Raw genomic sequence first — 21,037 nt, 5'->3', positions numbered from 1 at the left:
CCCCGGGCCCCAGGCCGGCTGGTCGTCTCCATCCGCCGATGAAAGGCCCGCGCAGCTGATGGCCCCCCGTCTCTCCGTCGTTGTTCCGATCTACAACGTCGAGCGGTACCTGCAGGAATGTCTGGAATCGATCGCTGCCCAGACCATGAGCGACCTCGAGTGCATCATGGTCGACGACGGCTCCAAGGACGGCAGTGCCGCCATCGCCGAGGCGTTCGCCGCCCAGGACTCCCGGTTCCGGCTGGTGCGCAAGCAGAACGCGGGCCTGGGGGCGGCCCGCAACACCGGCTTGCTGCACCTGACCGACGGCACGGAGTTCCTGGCCTTCGTCGACAGTGACGACACCGTGCCGCCCAGCGCCTACGAGCTGATGATCAGCACGCTGGACAAGACCGGCTCCGACTTCTGCAGCGGCAATGTGCTGCGCTTCCGGGCGGTCGGCTACTACCAGTCCGGCGGCCACTCCAAGCCGTTCCGCGAGACGGTGCTGAAGACCCACATCACCGAGCGCCCGGAGCTGGTCACCGACCGCACCGCGTGGAACAAGGTGTACCGCCGTTCGTTCTGGGACATGGCGGGTCTGCTGTACCCCGAGGGCATCCTCTACGAGGACGCGCCGGTCAGCGTGCCGCACCACTACATGGCCAAGAGCGTGGACGTGCTGGCCGACCCGATCTACCACTGGCGTGAGCGCGAGGTCGGCGAGATGTCGATCACCCAGATGCGCACCAACCCCAAGGGCCTGATCGACCGGGTCACCTCGATGGAGCTGGTCCGCGCCTGGCTGGGCAAGCAGCCCGAGCCCAAGTACCGCGACTACCTGCACTCCTACGACGAGAACAACCTCGTCGAGGAGATCCCGATGTTCTTCTGGTCGGTGGTCGACGGCGAGCAGGACTACCGCGACGCCTATGTGCAGTGCGTGGGCCGGCTGCTCCGGGCGATCGGCCCCGAGCACGTCAAGAAGCTGCGGGCCCCGCTGCGGCTGAAGTACCACCTGACCCTGCAGGGCCGGATCGACGAGTTCGTCGAGCAGATGCAGTTCGAGGCCGAGAGCAACGGCGCCGCCCCGGCGCGCGGCCTGCTGCGCCCGTACGCCGACTACCCGTTCCTGCGCGGCGGGCGCAAGAGCGTGCCGGCGGACGTGCTGCGGCTGGACAACGCGCTGGTGATGCGCAGCCGGGTCTACCAGTCGTCCTGGGAGGACGGCAAGCTCAAGCTGACCGGGCACGCCTTCCCCGAGCACCTGGGCGCCGAGGGCAAGCACGACCTGGTCAAGATGATCGTGCTGCGCGAGGCCAAGGGGAAGCGGTTCGTCACCTTCTCCACCAAGACCATGTACTCCCCGGAGGCCACCGCCTCCTCGCCGCACGACCTGTACAGCTGCGACTGGTCCGGCTTCTCCGTGCTGATCGACCCGGCCAAGCTGAAGAAGCACGGCCAGTGGCAGGACGGCACCTGGCGGGTGCTGGTCGCCGGCGCCGGCAAGTCGGGCGTCTACAAGGGCCGGATCTCCGGTGGCTGGGCCGACACCGCGCAGAGCTACCCGATCCACTGGGCGGACGCCACCACCCGGGTGGTGCCCCGCCTGAAGGACGGCTTCCTGCACCTGGTGGTCGAGAGGCTGCGCGCCGCGATCGGCTCGATCAAGGCGGTGGACGGCGCGGTCGAGCTGACCGGCACCGTGCGCAGCGCGTCCGAGCTGGCCGGGATGCGGCTGCAGATGCACCACAGCGAATCCGGCATCAAGATCGACTTCCCGGTGGAGTTCGGCACCCCGACCGGTCGCCCGGTGCCGTTCACGGCGCGGATCCCGCTGGCCTCGCTGGCCGAGGTGCGCGACCGCTGGCGTGCGCTGGACCCGGCGGCCGACGAGCGCACCAGCGACCACTGGTACGCCGGCCTGCTGCTGGCCAACGGCGACGTGCTGGAGATCATGGTGGACGACCGGGTGCCGCTGGAGCACCTGGACCTGCCGCTCAACCCCGAGGCCCCGCTGGGCACCGCCCGCACCCTGGTCTCCAAGCCCACCGACACCGGCCACCTGCAGTTCGCCGACCAGGTGGTGCAGCCGGTGGTCACCGAGCTGACCGCGGCCGACGAAGCCGGCTTCACGCTGTCCGGCCGGTTCCCGCTGCCCGGCGAGCACCACTACGACCTGGTGCTCCGCCACAACTGGCGGGAGGAGGAGTACCTGCACCCGCTGGTGGTCAAGGACGGCCGGTTCGAGGTGCAGCTGCCGGCCGTGCCGCTGGGCACCCACGCCGGCCGGGTGCCGCTGCACAAGGGCACCTGGGACCTCTTCTTCCGGCCCGTCGACGGCGACCCGGAATTCGCCTGGCCCAAGGCCCACGTGGCGCTGGCGGCCCACACCCGGCTGCCGCTGGAGATCCGCTCCCGCGGCAAGCAGGTGACCCTGGAGCGCCGCTACTTCGACACCCTGTCGCTGGAGTCGCACGCCGACCTCGGCGCGCACGAGCGCAGCGGTTACCGGCAGCGCCTGCTGCGCAAGGAGATCTACCCCGCCGCCCAGCAGAAGCCGCTGCGCGACGCGGTGCTCTACAACGTGGCGGGCGGCGGCCAGTACGCGGGCTCGCCGCGCGCGATCCACGAGGAGCTGGTCCGCCGCGGCCTGCCGCTGGAGCACCTGTGGACGGTGGACGACGGCCAGACCGAGCTGCCGCAGAGCGCCCGCGCGCTGCGGCAGTGGAGCCCCGAGTGGTTCGAGGCGATGGCCACCGCCAAGTACATCGTCACCAGCGCCCAGCTGCCCGACTTCATGAAGAGCCGGCCCGGCCAGGTGATACTCCAGACCTGGGTGGGCAGTCCGCTGAAGCGGATCGGCCACGACTTCGAGAAGATCTGGTTCATCGACAGCAACTACCTGAAGCACCTGGACCGCGAGGTGCCGAACTGGACCAAGCTCGTCTCGGGCTCCTCGTTCGCCTCGCCGGTGCTGCGCCGCGCCTTCGACTTCAAGGGCGAGCTGCTGGAGACCGGCTACCCGCACAACGACATCCTGTTCTCCCCCGACCGGGAGAAGCGGGCCGCCGAGGTGCGCCGCCGGCTCGGTCTGCCGGAGGGCAAGAAGGTGGTGCTGTACGCGCCGACCTTCCGGGAGGACCGCAAGCGCCCGCAGGGCGGCTACCAGATCGACCTGCGCGTGGACGTCGCCGCGGCCCGGGAGGCGCTCGGCGAGGACCAGGTGCTGCTGGTCCGCCCGCACCACAACTGCTTCGGCCCGGTGCCGGACGCCGGCAACGGCTACGTCTGGGACGTCTCGCGCTACCCCGACATGGCCGACCTGCTGCTGATCGCCGATGTGCTGGTGACCGACTACTCGGCCTCGGTCTTCGACTTCATGAACACCGGCCGCCCGGTGCTGTTCTTCACCTACGACCTGGAGCACTACCGGGACAACCTGTGCGGCTTCACCTTCGACTTCACCGAGGATGCGCCGGGTCCGCTGCTGCGCACCTCCCAGGAGCTGGTCGAGACGCTGGGCCGGGTCGACGAGGTGGCCCGGGAGTACCGCGACGCCTATGAGCGGTTCCGGTCCGAGTACTGCGACCTGGACGACGGCCACGCCGCCGCCCGGGTGGTGGACGGCCTGCTCGGCTGACCGGTCGCCAGAAAGCCTGTGGGGCCCGCGATGTGCGGGCCCCACAGGCTTTCTGCTGCGGTCGGCGGGTCAGACCGTCTGGTGCTCCGAGTCGGCCGGCTCGGCCACGGCCTGCTCCGCCGAGGCTTGCTCCTCCGAAGCCTCCTGCTCCGAAGCGGGCTCCACCACGGCCAGCGGGGCGCGCGCGGCCGGCACCGGCGGGGTGCGCTCCAGTGGCCCGCTCACCGGGAAGTAGTCCTGCAGGAACACGGTGACCTGCCGGTCCTGCTCGGCCGGCGGCACCCCGTCCAGATCACCGTCGTTGAGGCAGAAGCTGTCCGTGTCCCGCCACTGCAGCAGCTCCGGAAGCCGCTCCAGCTCCGCGTACCGGTCGACGTCCAGGTAGCGGTGGCCGAGCCGGCCCCAGGCGATCCGGCCGGTCAGGTAGCCGTGGCCGACCGCCAGGGTGATCGGCGCGACGTCCGAGCGGGAGCGGAACGGCGAGCGGGCGGTGGCGGCCAGCTCGGCCGCGAAGACCTCGGCGCACTCGGCCAGCAGCGAACGGGTCATCGGGTACGGGGTGTGGCTGAGCACCCGGCTGGTCTCGCGGCCGTGCTCGCGCCGGATCAGCGCCCGGGTGTTCTTCTGCGGCGCGACGTACTCGTCGTCGTCCGCCGCCACCGGGCCGGGCGGGATCACGCGTGAGTCGAGGTTGACCAGCGGCACGCCATTGCCCTGGAAGAACTGTTCGGGCTGGACCGGTCGGCCGAGGAACATGTCGTCGTTGAAATAGAGGAAATGTTCGGCGAGGTCCGGAATTCGGTGCAGTTGGGTCTCGATGGCATGCGAGTTGAATACCGGCAATATTGTCGCATCGGCGAACAGCTGACGATGTGCCACCACGGTGACGTCCGGGTGCTCGGTCGCCAACCAGTCGGGACACTGACCGTCCGTCACAAGGTACACGCGGCGAATCCACGGCGCGTACATCGCGATCGATCGCAGACAGTAGCGCAACTCGTCCCGGTTGCGGAAGCGTTCGGCACCGTCCCCGGTGGCCGGGCGGGCGGACATCGCGGCCAACCGCTCGGCCCGGCGCTCCCGCCAGGCCGGGTCGTTGTCGTCGACCCAGGTGATCACGGCGTCCACCGGGAAGGTGACGTCGTCCAGCCGCGGCTGGACGAAGGCCTGCGGCACCGGGTAGTCGCTGCCGCCGATCCGCGCCACGGCGTCGGCCTCCAGCGAGGGCACCCACCAACCGAACGGCGGCTCGTGGATCGCCGCGACCGCGCCGCGGTCGTCGCCGCCGGCGTCCCAGAAGTCCAGGTCGCAGCCGTGCTCGGGGCCGTAGAGCAGGGTCTTGCCACTGGTCGTCACCGGCCGGTAGATCCGCACCCCCTTGACCCGCACGCGGGGCTCGGCCGGCTCGTCGACCGGCGTCTCCCCGCTCTCCTCGGCGTCGGCCTCGGCGGTGGTCTCCCCCTCGGCGGCGTCCGCGGCGGACCGGTCGTCCGACGGCTCGTCCAACTGCCGGTCGGACGGCTCCCCCGGCAGCCCGTCGGGCCACTCCAGGGCCGCGACGGCGGCCGGCAGCTCTTCGGCCAGCACCGAACCGAGCGTCACATCATGGCCCAGCAGGTCCGCGTAGACCGGCAGCCCCTCGAACGCCTCGGCGCAGGCGGCCAGCACCGCCTCCCGCTGGCCCGGCGCGATCGCCACCCACTGGCGGGTCCACTGGCCGCCGAGCGGCGCGAACCGCACCCCGGCCCGGGTCAGCAGCCGCGCGACCTCGGTGAAGTTGTGCAGATAGGCGTCCCCGGAGAGCAGATCGTCCCGCACCTCGGCCAACCGGCCGTCCGCGCGCACCAGTTGGGGCGAGGCCTGGAGCAGCTGCTCCTCCCGGGCGGCGCGCAGCTCCTCGGGAGTGGGCGGCACCGGCTCGGGCTCGGGTTCAGGTTCGGGCACCGGCTCCGGCTGCACCGGAGCCACCGGCTCCTCGGCAGTCCGCTGCCTGGGCACGGTTACGGTCGGTAGCAAACCGACCCGACGAGCCCGGCGGGCCACAGCGCGCATCAGCTGCCGGGCCGTGCGGGGACAGCGCATCATCTCTCCAGGACGGTGTGCATTCTGGCCCAAGACCCCCGTAGCCATTGAGGCCCGAGTATAACGTTCAGCACACGGTGGAGTGAATGAGTAAGTAATGAGAGTTTATGACCCCAGGAAACCTGGGAGAACCCTGGGAATCGTCATTCACAGAATAGCGCAAGCATTCAGTGCCCGCTAAAGGCGTATCCGTGCCAGGGCCGCCAGACCTCGTCCGCACCGAACCGGGAGAGCGTGAAGCCCGGCACGGTGAAGGCCGCGTGGAAGGTGCGGGCGTCGGCGAGCGCCTGGTCGAGCACCAGGTCCGGCAGGCCGTGCGCGACCGTCACGTGGGGGTGGTAGGGGAAGGCCAGCTCCCGGGCCAGCGGGCCGGAGCGGATCGCCGCCTCCAGCTCCCGGCACTCCTGCGCGCCCTCCTCGACCCGGATGAAGACCACCGGGGAGACCGGGCGGAAGGTGTCACTGCCGTGCAGCAGCATGCGGAACGGCCGCCGCGCCGCCGCCACCGCCGCCAGGTGAGCACGCACCTCGGGCAGCCGCTCGGCGGCCACCTCGGTCGGCGGCAGCAGCGTGACATGGGTGGGTATCGCCCGGGCCTGCGGATCGCCATGACCGGCGCGGGCGTCCTGGATCGCGGAGCCGAACGGCTCCGGAACGGTGACCGCGACCCCGATGGTCAGTGCAGAACCGGCGGCGCCGGCCGATGGCCGGCCGATGCCGCCGGTGGGCCCGAGCGACGCCATCAGCCCAGGCTCCCCCATTAACGCTTCGCGGCGGGCACGAAGCCGATGCGGTCGTAGACCGTCTCCAGCGTCACCGCGGCGACCTCGCGGGCCTTGGCGGCGCCGACCGCGAGCACCCGGTCCAGCTCGGCCGGGTCGTCCAGGAACTCGCGGGTGCGCTGCTGGAACGGGCCGACCCACTCGGTGAACAGCTCGGCCAGCTCGGTCTTGAGCGCGCCGTACATCTTGCCCTCGAAGTGCGCCACCAGCTGCTCGATGCTCTGGCCGCTGAGCGCCGAGTGGATCCGCAGCAGGTTGGAGACGCCCGCCTTCTTCTCCTCGTCGTAGGAGACCACCGTGTCGGTGTCGGTGACCGCGCTCTTGAACTTCTTGGCGCTGACCTTGGGGTCGTCCAGCAGGCTGACCAGACCCTTGGGGGAGGCCGCCGACTTGCTCATCTTGGCGGTCGGGTCCTGCAGGTCCATGATCTTCGCCGTCTCCTTGAGGATGTACGGCTTCGGGATGGTGAAGGTCGGCTGGTACCTGGTGTTGAAGCGCTCGGCCAGGTCCCGGGTGAGCTCCAGGTGCTGGCGCTGGTCCTCGCCGACCGGCACCGCGTCGGCTTGGTAGAGCAGCACGTCGGCGACCATCAGGACCGGGTAGGTGAACAGGCCGACCGTGGTGCTGTCGCTGCCCTGCTTGGCGGACTTGTCCTTGAACTGGGTCATCCGGGCGGCCTCGCCGAAGCCGGTCAGGCAGTTCATCACCCAGCCGAGCTCGGCGTGCTCGGGCACGTGCGACTGGAGGAAGAGGGTGCAGTGCTCCGGGTCGACGCCGGCCCCGAGCAGCTGGGCGACCGAGACCCGGCTGTTCTCGCGCAAGGCGGCCGGGTCCTGCGGGACGGTGATCGCATGCAGGTCGACGACCATGTAGAAGGCGTCGTTGTCCTTCTGGAGGTCCACCCACTGGCGCACCGCGCCGAGGTAGTTGCCCAGGTGGAAGGAGCCGGAGGTGGGCTGGATGCCGGAGAGCACCCGGGGGCGAGCCTTCTCCTCGGTGATGCGCGCGTCGTTGACCATGGCCCCCATTGTTCCAGCTTCCGGTGACAGTCAGGACCCGGTCTCGGCCGGTCCCTCGGCGGGCTGCTGCGGCGCGGGTGGCGCGGTGACCCGGATCCGGTCGATCCGCCGGCCGTCCAGCCCGGCCACGGTGAGCAGCAGGCCGTCCGAGGTGCGCACCACGTCGCCGACCTCCGGCAGCGCGCCCAGCTCCGCGACCACGAAGCCGGCCACCGTCTCGTACGGGCCCTCCGGCAGGGTGACCCCGGTCTCCTCGGCGAAGTCGGGCAGGTTGAGCAGGCCGTTGACCTCCATGCCGCCGCCGGCGAGGCGCCGGGTGGCAGTGGTCTCCTGGGCGTCGTACTCGTCCCGGATCTCCCCGATCACCTCCTCCACCAGGTCCTCCAGGGTGACGATCCCGGCGGTGCCGCCGTACTCGTCCACCACGATCGCCAGGTGGTGGCCCTCCCGGCGCATCTCGCTCATCGCCTCCAGCACCTTCTTGGTGGCCGGCAGCAGCTTCACCGGGCGGGCGATCTCGCGCACCCGCAGCGCCTGTTCGCCGCGTGCCCGGTACAGGTCGCGGACGTGCACGAAGCCGACCACCGAGTCGTAGGAGCCGTCCACCACCGGGTAGCGGGAGTGCGGCGAGGTGCTGGTCTCCTCCCGGACCTCGGTGAGCGGCTGGTCGGCGTCGAGGAAGGTCACCTCGGTGCGCGGCACCATCACCTCGCGCAGCTGGCGCTCCCCGGCCGCGAACACGTCGGCGATCAACGCCCGTTCGTCGCTGCCCAGTTCGGTGTTGGCCGCGACCAGGCCGCGCAGTTCCTCGGAACTCATGCTGCCGCGCCCGGCCTTGGGGTCGCCGCCGAGCAGCCGGACCATCAGGTTGGTGGAGCGGCCGAGCAGCCAGATCACCGGCCGCAGCACCACCGACATCACGTCGACCACCGGCGCGGCCAGCAGCGCGATCGACTCGGCACGCTGCAGGCCGATCCGCTTGGGCGTCAACTCGCCCAGCACCAGCGAGATGTAGGAGATCACCAGGGTCAGCCCGACCAGCGCCACCAGGTCGGCGACCCCCTTGGACAGGCCCATCCGAACGAACACCGGGGAGAGCTTGCCGGCCAGCGTGTCGGCGCCGAACGCGGCCGACAGGAACCCCATGCAGGTCACCCCGACCTGCACCGCGGCCAGGAAGCGGTTGGGGTCGGCGGCCAGGTGGGCGGCTCGCGAGGCACGCTTGGTGCCGCGTTCGGCCAGGGTGCGGATCTGCCCCTCGCGCAGCGAGATCAGCGAGATCTCGGCGATGTTGAAGAGGCCGCCCAGCAGGATGAAGACCAGGACGAGAGCCGCGTCCTGGAGGGTTTCGTTCACGGTCGGCCAGTGTAAACGGCCCGGTGGGAACGCCGAGGGCCCGGCGCTCCGCGGTGGAGCGCCGGGCCCTCGGGCTCAGGCGTCGGCTCAGATCAGGCCGAGCTTGGCGACCTCGTCGCGCTCGCCGACCAGCTCGGCGACCGAGGCGTCGATCTTCGCGCGGGAGAAGTCGGAGATCTCCAGGCCCTGGACGATCTCGAACTTGCCGTCCTTGGTGGTGACCGGGAAGGACGAGATGATGCCCTCCGGCACGCCGTAGGAGCCGTCGGAGACGATGCCCATCGAGGTCCAGTTGCCCTCGGCGGTGCCGTTGACCCAGGTGTGGACGTGGTCGATGGCGGCGTTGGCGGCCGAGGCGGCCGACGAGGCGCCGCGGACCTCGATGATCTCGGCGCCGCGCTTGGCGACCTTCGGGATGAAGAAGTCCTCGAGCCAGGCCTGGTCCGAGCCGACGGCCTCGAAGCCGTTCTTGCCGCCGATCTCGGCGTGGAACACGTCCGGGTACTGGGTGGCGGAGTGGTTGCCCCAGATGGTGACCTTCTTGACCTCGTCGACGGTCACGCCGGCCTTCTTGGCCAGCTGGGCGACGGCGCGGTTGTGGTCCAGGCGGGTCATCGCGGTGAAGCGCTCGGCCGGCACGTCGGGGGCGTTGCGCTGGGCGATCAGGGCGTTGGTGTTGGCCGGGTTGCCGACCACCAGGACCTTGATGTCGTCCGCGGCGTTGTCGTTGATGGCCTTGCCCTGCGGGCCGAAGATGCCGCCGTTGGCCGCGAGCAGGTCGCCGCGCTCCATGCCGGCGGTGCGCGGGCGGGCGCCGACCAGCAGGGCGACGTTGGCGCCGTCGAAGGCGGTGGCGGCCTGGTCGGTGATGGTGATGTCGCGCAGCAGCGGGAAGGCGCAGTCGTCCAGCTCCATCGCGACGCCCTCGGCGGCCTTGAGACCCTGCGGGATCTCCAGCAGGCGCAGGTTCACCGGCACGTCAGCACCGAGCAGGTGGCCCGAGGCAATGCGGAACAGCAGCGCGTAGCCGATCTGGCCGGCCGCGCCGGTGACGGTGACGTTGACGGGGGTGCGAGTCATGGTTTCCTTCTCCAGGATCGCTGGCATGCCCCAGGCACGTCGGCGCGCTGGAGCCGAGGATGTTTTCTCTCGACATCGAGAGAACCGGCGTCAGGTTATCGCAAGGGCGGCCGACGGCGGTGCTTGGCGGCGTGGCTGGTGCGTCACAACGCGCCGTTCGTGACGACGGGTCGTCCCGCCGCGCCGCCGGTGTCAGTGCTTGCTGCCGATCCACCGGCCGAGGTCGTCCAGCGCGGGCAGCCGCAGCCACGGGTTCTGGGGTGCCATCAGGGCCAGCAGCACGATCACCAGGCCGAAGAAGAGCAGCACCGCCACGTCGGTGAACCGGCTGCGCACCGCGAGCAGGCCGACCTCCGGCCGGGTCAGCCGCAGCAGCGCGGCGAGCAGGAACCCGGCGCCGACCACCAGCAGGCCGTAGCGGAAGTCCGCCGCCCAGGTGATCAGCAGGCCGGCGCCGACCACGCCGGTCACCAGCGTTATCGGCCACTGCCGGATCGGCAGCGGGTGGCCGCGGTCCAGGGCCGCGCGGGAACCCTCCGGCGGGAGCGTCCCGGTGGTGGTGGAGGGCCGTCGGCGGGTGGACCTGCTCGTTCGTACCGCGCTCATGTGCTGTTCCCTGCTGCGCTGGCCTGGCCGTCGAGAGTCTGGGCAGTCATGTCCCCATCCTCCCGGATCGGCGGTGCTCCTCCGGATCCACGCGCGTAGCATAAGCCCGAATTGAAACGGAACGTGTTGATCCGATTGCGGTTGCGCCACAGTTGCGTGCGGACCCCGTCAATGTGCTGGACACCGCACATCACGCGATCGACCATAGGCGCGAGCACCAGTCAGGGGGAAGAGACCGTGAGCAATCCGCACCATCAGCACAGCCCGTGACCGCGCCGGTCCAGACCGCCCGGTCCGCGCCCGGGCCGCTCCGCACCCGTCTCGCCCACACCGCGCTGCGCTGCCTGCTGGCCGCGGCGGCGGCCGCCGGGGTCGCTGTCCTGCACGACGTGCACGACCCCGGGGTGCTCTGCCCGCTGCGCCGCTTCACGGGGATCCCGTGCCCGGTCTGCGGCAGCACCACGGTCTTCATCGAGGCCGGCCACGCACACTGGGCGGCCGCCCTGACGGCCAATCCGGTCACCGTGATCGCGGTGCTCGGCCTGCTCACGGCCCCGCTCGGCACGGGCGCCCGCTGGTGGGCGCTGACGAACCGTCGGCGCTCGGCGGTGATCGCCGCGGCCCTGGCCGTCGCCTGGGCCTGGCAGCTCAATCGCCTGGGCGTCCACCTGTCATGACGCTCCGCTAGTCTCACCCGCTGTCCCACCCGTCCCCGTACCACCGAAGTGCACGTCCGCCCGGAGGCTTTCCCGTGTCCTACCCGCCCGGCCCCAACAACCCCTACGGCCAGCCGCAGCAGCCTTACGGCATGCCGCAGCAGAGCCCGTACGACCAGCCTCCGGGTTACGGCTACCCGCAGCAGCAGGCCATGCCGCCCTACGGCTACGCGCAGCCGCAGCCCGCGTACGGCTACGCGCCGGTGCCGCCGCCGGTGCTGGCCAACTGGGGCTCCCGGGTGGGCGGCTGGTTCATCGACGCCCTGCTCATCGGGCTGCCGGTCGGCATCGGCTTCATCGTGTCCCAGGCGACGGCGACGACCGTGACCACCCCGGGCTACTGCCCCCCGGACGCCCTGCCGAGCGACTGCATAGCCGGCACCTCCAGCACCGTGCCCAGCAGCGGCGGCCTCGCCGTGCTGGCCATCTGCGCGCTGATCAGCTTCGCCCTGGGGATCTGGCAGCTGGTCAACGAGGGCAGCACCGGCCAGACCCTGGGCAAGAAGGCGGTCGGCATCCGGCTGGTCCGCGAGCACGACGGGCGCCCGCTGGGCTTCGGCATGGCGTTCGTCCGCAAGCTCGCGCACTTCCTGGACAACTTCCTGTGCGGCCTGGGCTACTTCTGGCCGCTCTGGGACGACAAGAGCCAGTGCTTCGCCGACAAGGTCACCAGCAGCCTGGTGATCCGCGCCTAGTCGCGGTCCAACGCCTCCGGCAGCCGGGCCTCCGGCAGCCGGCCTTCCGCACCATCCATCCGTTCATGTGCAGGGGAACACCATGAGCAACCCGTACCAGCCGAACCTCGACCCGAACTACGCCTACACCCCGCAGCCGCCGGCCCCTGTGCTGGCCGGTTGGCCGCTGCGGTTCGCCTCCGGGCTGATCGACTTCGTCATCACCGCCGTGTTGGCGGGAATCGCCAGCCTGGCCAGTCAAGGCCTCGGCTACGTGGTCGAGTTGATCGTCCTGATCGTCTTCGGCGTGCTGGAGGGCACCCGCGCCCAGACGCCGGGCAAGATGGTGGTCGGGCTGCGCACCGTGCAGCTCGCCGACGGCAGCCTGCTCGGCGCCGGCCTGGGCATAGGCCGCCGCCTTCTGCACATCCTGGACGCCATCGCCTGCTTCGTCGGCTACCTGTGGCCGCTGTGGGACGAGAAGCGGCAGACCTTCGCTGACAAGATCGTCAAGAGCGTGGTCGTCAAGGTCCAGTAACCGGACGGCAGTTCAGACCGAAGGGCCGTGGGATCACCGGATCCCACGGCCCTTCGTCAGCTCTGCTCCCGGTCAGTGGAAGAAGTGCCGCGTCCCGGTGAAGTACATGGTCACGCCGGCCGCCTTGGCCGCCTCGACCACCAGCTCGTCACGGATCGAACCGCCCGGCTGCACAATGGCCTTGACGCCGGCGGCGATCAGGACCTCCGGGCCGTCCGGGAACGGGAAGAAGGCGTCCGACGCCGCGTACGACCCGGCGGCCCGCTCCCCGGCCCGCTCCACCGCGAGCTTGCAGGAGTCCACCCGGTTGACCTGGCCCATGCCGACGCCGACCGAGGCGCCGTCCTTGGCCAGCAGGATCGCGTTGGACTTGACGGACCGGCAGGCCCGCCAGGCGAACGCCAGCTCGGCCAGCTCGGCCTCGCTCAGCGCCTCGCCGGTGGCCAGCGTCCAGGTCGACGGGTCGTCACCGGGGGCGTCCACCCGGTCGACCTGCTGCAGCAGCAGGCCGCCGCTGATCCGGCGGGCCTCCAGCCGCTCGCAGGGCGCCTGCGGGGCGCGCAGGATGCGCAGGTTCTTCTTCTTGGTCAGCACCTCGAGGGCGCCGTCCTCGTAGTCGGGGGCGACCAGCACCTCGGTGAAGATCGGGGCGATCTGCTCGGCCAGCGCGGCGGTGACCGGGCGGTTGACCGCGATCACACCGCCGTAGGCCGACACCGGGTCGCACTCGTGCGCCTTGCGGTGCGCCTCGACGACGTCCTGGCCGGTGGCGATGCCGCACGGGTTGGCGTGCTTGATGATGGCGACGGCCGGCTCGGCGTGGTCGTACGCGGCCCGGCGGGCGGCGTCGGTGTCCATGTAGTTGTTGTAGGACATCTCCTTGCCGTGCAGCTGCTCGGCGCCGGCCAGGCCACCGGTGCCGTCCAGGTAGAGCGCGGCCTGCTGGTGCGGGTTCTCGCCGTAGCGCAGCACGTTGCCGCGCTCCCAGGTGGCGCCGAGGAAGGCCGGGAACGCCTCCGCGGCGGAGCCGCTCGTGTCCGCTGTCGACTGGGTGTAGCCGGAGGTCTCGAACCACTGGGCCACCGCGACGTCGTAGGCGGCGGTGTGGGCGAAGGCGGCAGCCGCCAGGCGCTTGCGGGTCAGCAGGTCGAAGCCGCCCTCGTTGACCGCCTTCAGCACGTCCGAGTAGCGGGCCGGGTCGACCACCACGGCCACCGACGGGTGGTTCTTGGCGGCGGCGCGGACCATCGACGGGCCGCCGATGTCGATCTGCTCCACGCACTCGTCCGGGGTGGCGCCGGAGGCCACAGTGGCGGTGAACGGGTAGAGGTTCACCACCACGAGGTCGAACGCCTCGACGCCGAGCTCGGCCAGCTGCGCGCGGTGCGACTCCAGACGCAGGTCGGCGAGGATCCCGGCGTGCACCCGCGGGTGCAGGGTCTTGACCCGGCCGTCCAGGCACTCCGGGAACCCGGTCAGCTCGGAGACCTCGGTCACCGGCACCCCGGCGGCGGCGATCCGGCCGGCCGTGGAGCCGGTGGAGACGATCGCCACCCCGGCGGCGTGCAGGCCCTGGGCCAGCTCCTCCAGCCCGGTCTTGTCGTACACGCTGATCAGGGCGCGACGGATCGGGCGGACGTTCTCGGAGACGGGAGGGGTGGCGTTAGGAGCGGCGCTCATGCCGGGATCCGTACCTTTCGGTCTTCGATGCGGTGACCTTCGCGGGCCAGGCGGCCCACGACGTCGACGAGCAACTGGCGCTCGACGGTCTTGATGCGCTCGTGCAGCGCTTCGCCGCCATCGGCGTGGTCGGCATCGAGCACCTCGACGACGCCCTGCGCGATGATCGGCCCGGTGTCCACGCCGGCGTCGACCAGGTGGACGGTGCAGCCGGTGACCTTGACCCCGTACGCGAGGGCGTCGGTGACGCCGTGGGCGCCGGGGAAGGCGGGCAGCAGGGCGGGGTGGGTGTTGACGATCCGGCCGCCGAAGGCGCCGATGAACCGCGGCCCGAGGAGCTTCATGAAGCCGGCCGTGACCACCAGGTCCGGCTGCTGCTCGGCGACGGAGGCGGTCAGCGCGGCGTCCCAGTCGGCCCGGTCCGTGAAGTCCTTGACCCGGTGGACGAAGGTGGGGATGCCCACCCGCTCGGCGCGCTCCAGGCCGGCGATCGACTCCCGGTCGGCGCCCACCGCCACGATCTCGGCGCCGTACGCCGGATCGGCCACGGCCTCGATCAGGGCCTGCAGATTGGTCCCCGACCCGGACACCAGGACGACCAGCCGGGCCGGACGGCCGGACGGGGGCGGAAAGACGAGCGAGGATGCGGCGGCCACGGGCGCGGGTCTCCGTATGTCGGGTGCCGTCCGCTGGTACATCCACCCGGTGGTGGGGCCACTACGGACAGGCGGGAGTCGGCGGTCGTTGGGGGTCCCCCGGCCGAAGGCTGGAGGGAGGCTGCCGGGTATGGACGCTGCGCTGCGAGTCCCGGGAACCTGGGTGAGCTGCTGACCGTCACCACGATAACGGCTGGTTGAACGCGGGTTGTACCTGGGATTTGCTTGACGCGCGTAGACACCAGCGGCTCCACTGGGGGTCCCCGGCCGAAGGCCGGGGGACCCGCCCGGCTCGTTCGACCACTCCGAGCGCCCCGGCGCCCGGGCCCGACCCCGGCCAACGGCAGGCCGACCGCACGTGTGTCGACGGCTGCGGGATCATGGGTCGCGGCGCCCGCGCGCGGGGGCCACCAGACGGGCGGTGACGCCCCCCGACGATGAGGACCCGGACCGACATGAGCAGCGGCAACAGCAGCGACGAGCGCAACCCCTTCGCGCCGCCGCCCCAGGATGCCCCGGAGCAGCCGTGGCAGCCGCGTCTCCCGCAGCAGGCGGGCAACGCCGCGGGCGGTCGGGCCGACGGTGACGGCGAGGCCGGCGGGGAGCAGCCGGGCGGCGAGCCCGGCACCGGGCAGGGCCGCCCGCCCGTGCCGCCGCCGCACCCGTGGAGCCCCAACTGGCAGGGCGGTGGCGGTCCCGGATGGCCGACCCCGCCGCAGGGGCCGCCGCAGCCGAAGTTCGACCCGACCGACCCGGTGCACCGGCGCGCCCGGTACGCGCTGACCAGCGGCATGGCGGCGCTGTTCAGCGGCCTCTACGGCCTGCAGGAGCTGGCCCTGCTGTTCGGGGCACTGGCGCTCTACTGGGGCGTCAGCGCGCTCCGGGCGGGCACCAAGGCGCCGGCCGCCACCGAGCCGGGCAAGGCGCCCGCCACTCCCCCGGCCGGCTGGCCCTACACCCAGCGCAGCCGCCCGCAGGTGCCCGCCGCCCTGGGCGGCCTGCTCACCGGCGGTGTGGCGGTGGCCCTGGTGCTGGGTTCCTTCCTGCTGCAGCTGGCCTACCAGCCCTACTACACCTGCGTGAACGACGCGCTCACCGTGCAGGCCTCGCAGAGCTGCGACAACCTGGCCCCGGCCTGGCTGGTGACCGCGACCAACCAGCAGAACTGACCCGGCGCCGGCTAGCTGCGACATCCGGTCACCGCCCCGCCGCCGCCCACTCACCGTCCGCCTCCCCCGCGCGGGCCCGGCGCAGCGACCACCAGCGCACCGCCAGCGCCCCCGGGACGGCGAGCAGCAGGCACCACACGGCGGCCGCCGGGCCGCAGGCGGCGGCCGGGCCGAGGCGCGCCATCCGGCCGGCGCCCAGCGCGCCGCCGGCCAGCCAGCCGGCCACCGCCACCGCCGCGGCCAGCAGCAGCGCGACCGCCGCCGCGGTGCGGGCCGTGGTGGCGTTCGACCACGGCCCGTCCGCGTCCGTGCCGCCGACGGTGTCCGCCGGCGCCGTCCCGGCCGCCGCGGCCGCCCGCCCCAGCAGCGCCGCCACCGTCAGGGCGGCCAGCACCGGCACCGCCTGGGCCAGGTGCTGCCAGGCGGAGCCGGCCTCCGGGGCCAGCACCAGCAGCGGGAAGTCGGGAACCGCGCCGAGGTGTGCGCGGCCGGCGGCCACCAGGCTGTCGCCGCCCAGCCAGAAGCCCGGGCCGAGCGCGTAGCCGACCGCCCAGAGCGCCGCGTTGGGCAGCACCAGCAGGCAGCAGAGCAGCAGCCCCAGCTGCCCCGCGAGGCTGCCCGCGGCCACCTCGCGCACCACCACCTCGATGGCGACCGGGCGCAGCGCGGCAGCAACGGCCAGCAGCAGCACACCGCCGGCCAGCAGCACCAGCAGCCCGGCGCCGACCGTCGGCAGCACCACCCCCGCCGGCAGCGGGCGGCAGCACCGCCGCAGCCAGGCCGGCAGCCGCCGCGCCACCTCCTCGGCCTCGTCGGCCTCCTCCGGCTCCTCCTGGACCGCCGCCGACCGAGGCGCCAGCGGCCAGCGCCCCAGCCGGCCCACCAGCCGCGACCGGAACGCCCGCCACCAGGCGGCCCCGCCGCGGGCGCCCAGGCAGGCGGCCGACCAGGCGAGCGCGGCGGCGGCCAGCAGGTCGGGCAGCGGCTGGGCACGCAGCGCCCCGGCGCCGCGGCAGCCGAGCGCGACCGGCAGCGCGACCGCCAGGTAGCCGGCGCAGAGCGCACCGCAGGCGGCCGCGGTGCGGCCGGGCGGCGCCTGGGCGGCGGCCCGCGCGCCGGCCCGGGCGATCAGCAGCACGCAGGCCGCGGTGAGCGCCAGCGGGGTGATCGAGAGCGGTGCGCCGCCCGGCTCCCGGAGCAGCGGCCCGCCGTGGGCGAGCAGCCAGACGGCGCCGGCCAGCCGCGCCGCGTCCAGGACGCCGTCCTGCGGCGGGGCCGAGAGCAGCCAGCAGCACAGCACCGGAACGCCGGTGGCGGCGAGTCCGAGCAGCGCCGCCGTGGCTCCGGCCGCCGCCGGCCCGCCGCCCGGCCGGGCACGTAGCTGACGTTCCGTCAGAAGCTGCGTCATGCCGTCATGGTCCACCCGGCGGCCGTGGCAGCCCGTGCACCGGCCGTCGTGTCCCGGTTGGTCCGATGATCCGTCAGGCCCCGTCCGGCCCCGGACAGCAGTGCGCCCCGGACCGGTGATCCGGTCCGGGGCGCACTGGTGGTGCGTCAGTCAGTGACTTCAGCCGGCGAGCTTGCCGTAGAGCTCACGCGCCAGGCGCGCGGTCTCGGACGGGGTCTTGCCGACCGCCACGCCCGCGGCCTCCAGGGCCTCCTTCTTGGCGGCCGCGGTGCCCGAGGAGCCGGAGACGATGGCGCCGGCGTGGCCCATGGTCTTGCCCTCGGGGGCGGTGAAGCCCGCGACGTAGCCGACGACCGGCTTGGTCACGTTCGCCTTGATGAAGGCCGCGGCCCGCTCCTCGGCGTCGCCACCGATCTCACCGATCATCACGATCAGCTTGGTCTCGGGGTCGGCCTCGAACGCGCGCAGCGCGTCGATGTGGGTGGTGCCGATGACCGGGTCGCCACCGATGCCGACGGCGGACGAGAAGCCCAGGTCGCGCAGCTCGTACATCAGCTGGTAGGTCAGCGTGCCGGACTTGGAGACCAGGCCGATCGGACCCGACTTGGTGATGTCGGCCGGGATGATGCCCGCGTTCGACTTCTCCGGGGAGATCAGGCCGGGGCAGTTCGGGCCGATGATCTGGGTCTTGTTGCCCTTCTCGCCGGCGTAGGCCCAGAACGAGGCCGAGTCGTGCACCGGGACGCCCTCGGTGATCACCACGGCGAGCGGGATCTCGGCGTCGATCGCCTCGACCACGGCGCTCTTGGTGAACGCCGGCGGCACGAAGATGACGGTGACGTCGGCACCGGTCTTCTCGATGGCCTCGGCGACGGTGCCGAACACCGGCACCTCGGTGCCGTCCACGTCAACGGTGGTGCCGGCCTTGCGCGGGTTGACGCCACCCACGATCTTGGTGCCGGAGGCGAGCATGCGGCGGGTGTGCTTCATGCCCTCGGAGCCGGTCATGCCCTGGACGATGACCTTGCTGTCCTCGGTAAGGAAGATAGCCATGGTGTAAGTACCCTTCCTTACTTCGCGTTGGCCAGCTCGGCGGCGCGGTCGGCGGCGCCGTCCATGGTGTCCACCTGCTGCACCAGCGGGTGGTTGCGGTCGGTCAGGATCTTGCGACCCAGCTCCGCGTTGTTGCCGTCCAGGCGGACGACCAGCGGCTTGGTGACGGCCTCGCCCTTGCTCTCCAGGAGCTCCAGGGCCTGCACGATGCCGTTGGCGACCGCGTCACAGGCGGTGATGCCACCGAAGACGTTGACGAAGACCGACTTGACGTCGGCGTCGCCCAGGATGATCTCCAGGCCGTTGGCCATCACCTCGGCGGAGGCGCCGCCACCGATGTCGAGGAAGTTGGCCGGCTTGACGCCACCGTGGTTCTCACCGGCGTAGGCGACGACGTCCAGGGTGCTCATCACGAGACCGGCGCCGTTGCCGATGATGCCGACCTCGCCGTCCAGCTTGACGTAGTTGAGGCCCTTGGCCTTGGCGGCGGCCTCCAGCGGGTTGGCCGCGGCGTGGTCGACCAGCGCCTCGTGCTCCGGCTGGCGGAAGTCGGCGTTCTCGTCCAGCGAGACCTTGCCGTCGAGCGCGATGATCGTGCCGTCACCGGTCTTGACCAGCGGGTTGACCTCGACGAGGGTGGCGTCCTCCTTGATGAAGACGGTCCACAGCTTCTGCAGGACGTTGACGACCTGGTCCGCGATCTCGGCCGGGAACTTGGCGGCCTCGACGATCTCGCGGGCCTTGGCCTCGGTGCAGCCCTCGTTGGCGTCGACGGCGATCTTGGCGAGCGCCTCGGGGTTCTCCTCCGCGACGACCTCGATCTCGACGCCGCCCTCCTTGCTGGCCATCGCCAGGAAGGTGCGGTTGGCGCGGTCCAGCAGGAAGGAGACGTAGTACTCCTCCTTGATGTCCGCGGTCTGGGCCAGCATCACCTTGTGGACGGTGTGGCCCTTGATGTCCATACCGAGGATCGCCCCGGCCTTGGCGACGGCGTCGGCCGGGTCGGCGGCGAGCTTGACGCCACCGGCCTTGCCACGGCCACCGACCTTCACCTGAGCCTTGACGACGGCGCGGCCGCCGAAGCGCTCGGCGATCGCGGCAGCGTCCTCGGCCTTCTCGATGACCTCGCCGTCCAGCACGGGCACGCCGTGCTTGGCGAAGAGGTCCCTCGCCTGGTACTCGAACAGGTCCACGTGTGTTCGTCCTTGTTCGTGGTCGCGGATTGTGTCTCTACGAGCGTGCCACGGCAGGATCTTCGCTGCGGGTCGTCGGGGCAATGCGGGTACGCAGAGATACGGCCTTGCGGCCCACACAGCCACGGGCGCACACGTCAATCAACACGCGCGTCACGTCCGTCTGGCAGGTTATCCCCGTGGGAGGGGACTCCTTCACCCGGGATGGTTCCGTCCATGGTGAGAACCGTCACAACGAGTGTCCCTCGGCAAGCCCGCGGCCTTCCAGGGCGGCGGCCATCACCTCGGGAAACGCGTCCGGGGTGCAGGCGAAGGCCGGCACGCCGAGTGCGGCCAGCGCGGCGGCCTGCCCGTGGTCGTGGGCCGGGGCGCCCTCGTCGGAGAGCGCGAGCAGCACCACCACCCGCACGCCGGCCGCGGTCAGCGCGGCCACCCGGCGCAGCATCCCGTCCGGGGCACCGCCCTCGTAGAGGTCGCTGATCAGCACCAGCACGGTATCCGCCGGGCGGGTGATCCTGGACTGGCAGTACGCCAGCGCGCGGTCGATGTCGGTGCCGCCGCCGAGCCGGGTGGCGAACAGCAGGTCGACCGGGTCGGCCAGGTGCTCGGTCAGGTCGACCACGGAGGTGTCGAACACCACCAGCCGGGTGGCCAGCGCCGGCATCGAAGCCAGCACCGCGCCGAACACCGCCGCGTGCACCACCGAGGGGGCCATCGAACCGGACTGATCGACGCAGAGCACCACCTCCTTGCCGGCGGCCCGGCGGGCTCGGGCGTAGCCGACCAGGCGCTCGGGCACCACCGTGCGCCGCTCGGGCAGGTAGTGCTTCAGGTTCGCCCGAACGGTGCGGTTCCAGTCGATGTCGCGGGGGCGCGGGCGGATACTGCGGGCGCTGCGGTCCAGCGCACCGGTCAGCACCGCCCTGGTCCGGTCGGCCAGCCGCTGCTCCAGCTCGGCCACCACCGCGGCCACCACCCGGCGGGCGCTGTGCCGGGTGGTCTCGGGCAGCGCCTGCTTCAGCGCCAGCAGGGTGGCGACCAGCCGGACGTCCGGCTCGACGGCGGCCAGCATCTCCGGCTCCAGCAGCAGCCGGTCCAGGCCCAGCCGGGTGATCGCGTCCTGCTGCAGCAGCCGCACCACGCCGGTCGGGAAGTAGCTGCGGATGTCGCCCAGCCAGCGGGCCACCTGCGGAGCGCTGCCGCCCAGACCGGCGGTGCGCCGGCCCCCGGGCTCGCCGGCGGCCGGCGGCTCAGCGCGGTAGAGGGCGGCCAGGGCGCGGTCGATGGCGGCGTCCCGGCCGGTCGGCGTCCATCCCGTGGTCTCCGCGTCCGCGCCGAGCACCAGCCGCCAGCGGCGCAGCCGCTGCTCGTCGTCGGAGTCGGGGATGGTCACGTGCTGCTCC

General features: G+C 72.0%; 17 protein-coding genes. 5 read left to right on the top strand and 12 right to left on the bottom strand.

The window, feature by feature from the left end; genetic code table 11:
* The first annotated feature begins 58 nt into the window (after positions 1 to 58).
* Positions 59 to 3,622 (top strand): bifunctional glycosyltransferase/CDP-glycerol:glycerophosphate glycerophosphotransferase, encoded by a 3,564-nt coding sequence (locus E6W39_RS26195; protein WP_141635601.1) that lies wholly within the window; start codon positions 59 to 61, stop codon positions 3,620 to 3,622.
* Positions 3,623 to 3,691: 69 nt separating this feature from the next.
* On the opposite strand, the gene E6W39_RS26190 is transcribed toward E6W39_RS26195, so the two are convergent.
* From E6W39_RS26190 to E6W39_RS26165, 6 genes are all read right to left on the bottom strand, one after another.
* Entirely contained in the window at positions 3,692 to 5,590 is a 1,899-nt protein-coding gene (locus E6W39_RS26190; protein WP_220140264.1) for a stealth family protein, read from the bottom strand.
* Positions 5,591 to 5,871: 281 nt separating this feature from the next.
* Positions 5,872 to 6,447, bottom strand: a complete 576-nt coding sequence (locus E6W39_RS26185; RefSeq protein ID WP_141635599.1) for a 2'-5' RNA ligase family protein — start codon at positions 6,445 to 6,447, stop codon at positions 5,872 to 5,874.
* Between the two features lie 17 nt (positions 6,448 to 6,464).
* Complete coding sequence (trpS, locus tag E6W39_RS26180) at positions 6,465 to 7,505, bottom strand: tryptophan--tRNA ligase (protein ID WP_141635598.1); 1,041 nt, start codon at positions 7,503 to 7,505, stop codon at positions 6,465 to 6,467.
* A 30-nt stretch (positions 7,506 to 7,535) separates the two neighbouring features.
* The gene (locus E6W39_RS26175; protein ID WP_141635597.1) at positions 7,536 to 8,861 is read right to left on the bottom strand and encodes a hemolysin family protein; all 1,326 of its coding nucleotides are present in this window, start codon (positions 8,859 to 8,861) and stop codon (positions 7,536 to 7,538) included.
* Positions 8,862 to 8,948: 87 nt separating this feature from the next.
* Positions 8,949 to 9,941 (bottom strand): malate dehydrogenase, encoded by a 993-nt coding sequence (locus E6W39_RS26170; protein ID WP_141635596.1) that lies wholly within the window; start codon positions 9,939 to 9,941, stop codon positions 8,949 to 8,951.
* A gap of 192 nt (positions 9,942 to 10,133) precedes the next feature.
* Entirely contained in the window at positions 10,134 to 10,547 is a 414-nt protein-coding gene (locus E6W39_RS26165) for a DUF3017 domain-containing protein (protein ID WP_141635595.1), read from the bottom strand.
* A gap of 266 nt (positions 10,548 to 10,813) precedes the next feature.
* On the opposite strand from E6W39_RS26165, the gene E6W39_RS26160 reads away from it, so the two are divergent.
* The 3 genes from E6W39_RS26160 to E6W39_RS26150 all read left to right on the top strand — a co-directional run bounded on the left by E6W39_RS26160 (position 10,814) and on the right by E6W39_RS26150 (position 12,475).
* The gene (locus E6W39_RS26160; protein ID WP_220140263.1) at positions 10,814 to 11,224 is read left to right on the top strand and encodes a DUF2752 domain-containing protein; all 411 of its coding nucleotides are present in this window, start codon (positions 10,814 to 10,816) and stop codon (positions 11,222 to 11,224) included.
* Positions 11,225 to 11,355: 131 nt separating this feature from the next.
* A complete protein-coding gene (locus E6W39_RS26155; RefSeq protein WP_141637957.1) occupies positions 11,356 to 11,958 on the top strand; it encodes an RDD family protein in 603 nt (200 codons plus the stop codon).
* A gap of 82 nt (positions 11,959 to 12,040) precedes the next feature.
* Complete coding sequence (locus tag E6W39_RS26150) at positions 12,041 to 12,475, top strand: RDD family protein (protein WP_141635594.1); 435 nt, start codon at positions 12,041 to 12,043, stop codon at positions 12,473 to 12,475.
* Positions 12,476 to 12,547: 72 nt separating this feature from the next.
* Here E6W39_RS26150 and purH read toward each other — a convergent pair whose 3' ends face one another.
* Positions 12,548 to 14,155 (bottom strand): bifunctional phosphoribosylaminoimidazolecarboxamide formyltransferase/IMP cyclohydrolase, encoded by a 1,608-nt coding sequence (gene purH / locus E6W39_RS26145; RefSeq protein WP_141635593.1) that lies wholly within the window; start codon positions 14,153 to 14,155, stop codon positions 12,548 to 12,550.
* The gene (purN, locus tag E6W39_RS26140; RefSeq protein ID WP_141635592.1) at positions 14,152 to 14,853 is read right to left on the bottom strand and encodes a phosphoribosylglycinamide formyltransferase; all 702 of its coding nucleotides are present in this window, start codon (positions 14,851 to 14,853) and stop codon (positions 14,152 to 14,154) included. The genes purH and purN overlap by 4 nt, the downstream gene beginning before the upstream one ends.
* 413 nt (positions 14,854 to 15,266) lie before the next feature.
* Between purN and E6W39_RS26135 the strand changes: the two genes are divergently transcribed.
* Positions 15,267 to 15,980: a hypothetical protein gene (locus tag E6W39_RS26135; RefSeq protein ID WP_141635591.1), complete on the top strand. Its 714-nt coding sequence runs from the start codon at positions 15,267 to 15,269 to the stop codon at positions 15,978 to 15,980.
* Positions 15,981 to 16,008: 28 nt separating this feature from the next.
* On the opposite strand, the gene E6W39_RS26130 is transcribed toward E6W39_RS26135, so the two are convergent.
* The 4 genes from E6W39_RS26130 to E6W39_RS26115 all read right to left on the bottom strand — a co-directional run bounded on the left by E6W39_RS26130 (position 16,009) and on the right by E6W39_RS26115 (position 20,706).
* Positions 16,009 to 17,388 carry a cell division protein PerM gene (locus tag E6W39_RS26130; RefSeq protein WP_141635590.1) on the bottom strand — a complete coding sequence of 460 codons (1,380 nt, stop codon included), beginning with the start codon at positions 17,386 to 17,388 and terminating at the stop codon, positions 16,009 to 16,011.
* A gap of 159 nt (positions 17,389 to 17,547) precedes the next feature.
* A complete protein-coding gene (gene sucD, locus E6W39_RS26125) occupies positions 17,548 to 18,441 on the bottom strand; it encodes a succinate--CoA ligase subunit alpha (protein ID WP_101381451.1) in 894 nt (297 codons plus the stop codon).
* Between the two features lie 17 nt (positions 18,442 to 18,458).
* On the bottom strand, positions 18,459 to 19,634 hold the full coding sequence (gene sucC / locus E6W39_RS26120) for an ADP-forming succinate--CoA ligase subunit beta (protein ID WP_141635589.1): 1,176 nt from the start codon (positions 19,632 to 19,634) through the stop codon (positions 18,459 to 18,461).
* Between the two features lie 229 nt (positions 19,635 to 19,863).
* Complete coding sequence (locus E6W39_RS26115) at positions 19,864 to 20,706, bottom strand: VWA domain-containing protein (RefSeq protein WP_220140381.1); 843 nt, start codon at positions 20,704 to 20,706, stop codon at positions 19,864 to 19,866.
* Between the last annotated feature and the right edge of the window lie 331 nt (positions 20,707 to 21,037).

Source organism: Kitasatospora acidiphila (assembly GCF_006636205.1).
Taxonomy (GTDB): domain Bacteria; phylum Actinomycetota; class Actinomycetes; order Streptomycetales; family Streptomycetaceae; genus Kitasatospora; species Kitasatospora acidiphila.
This window is presented reverse-complemented; position numbering and strand designations above follow the sequence as displayed.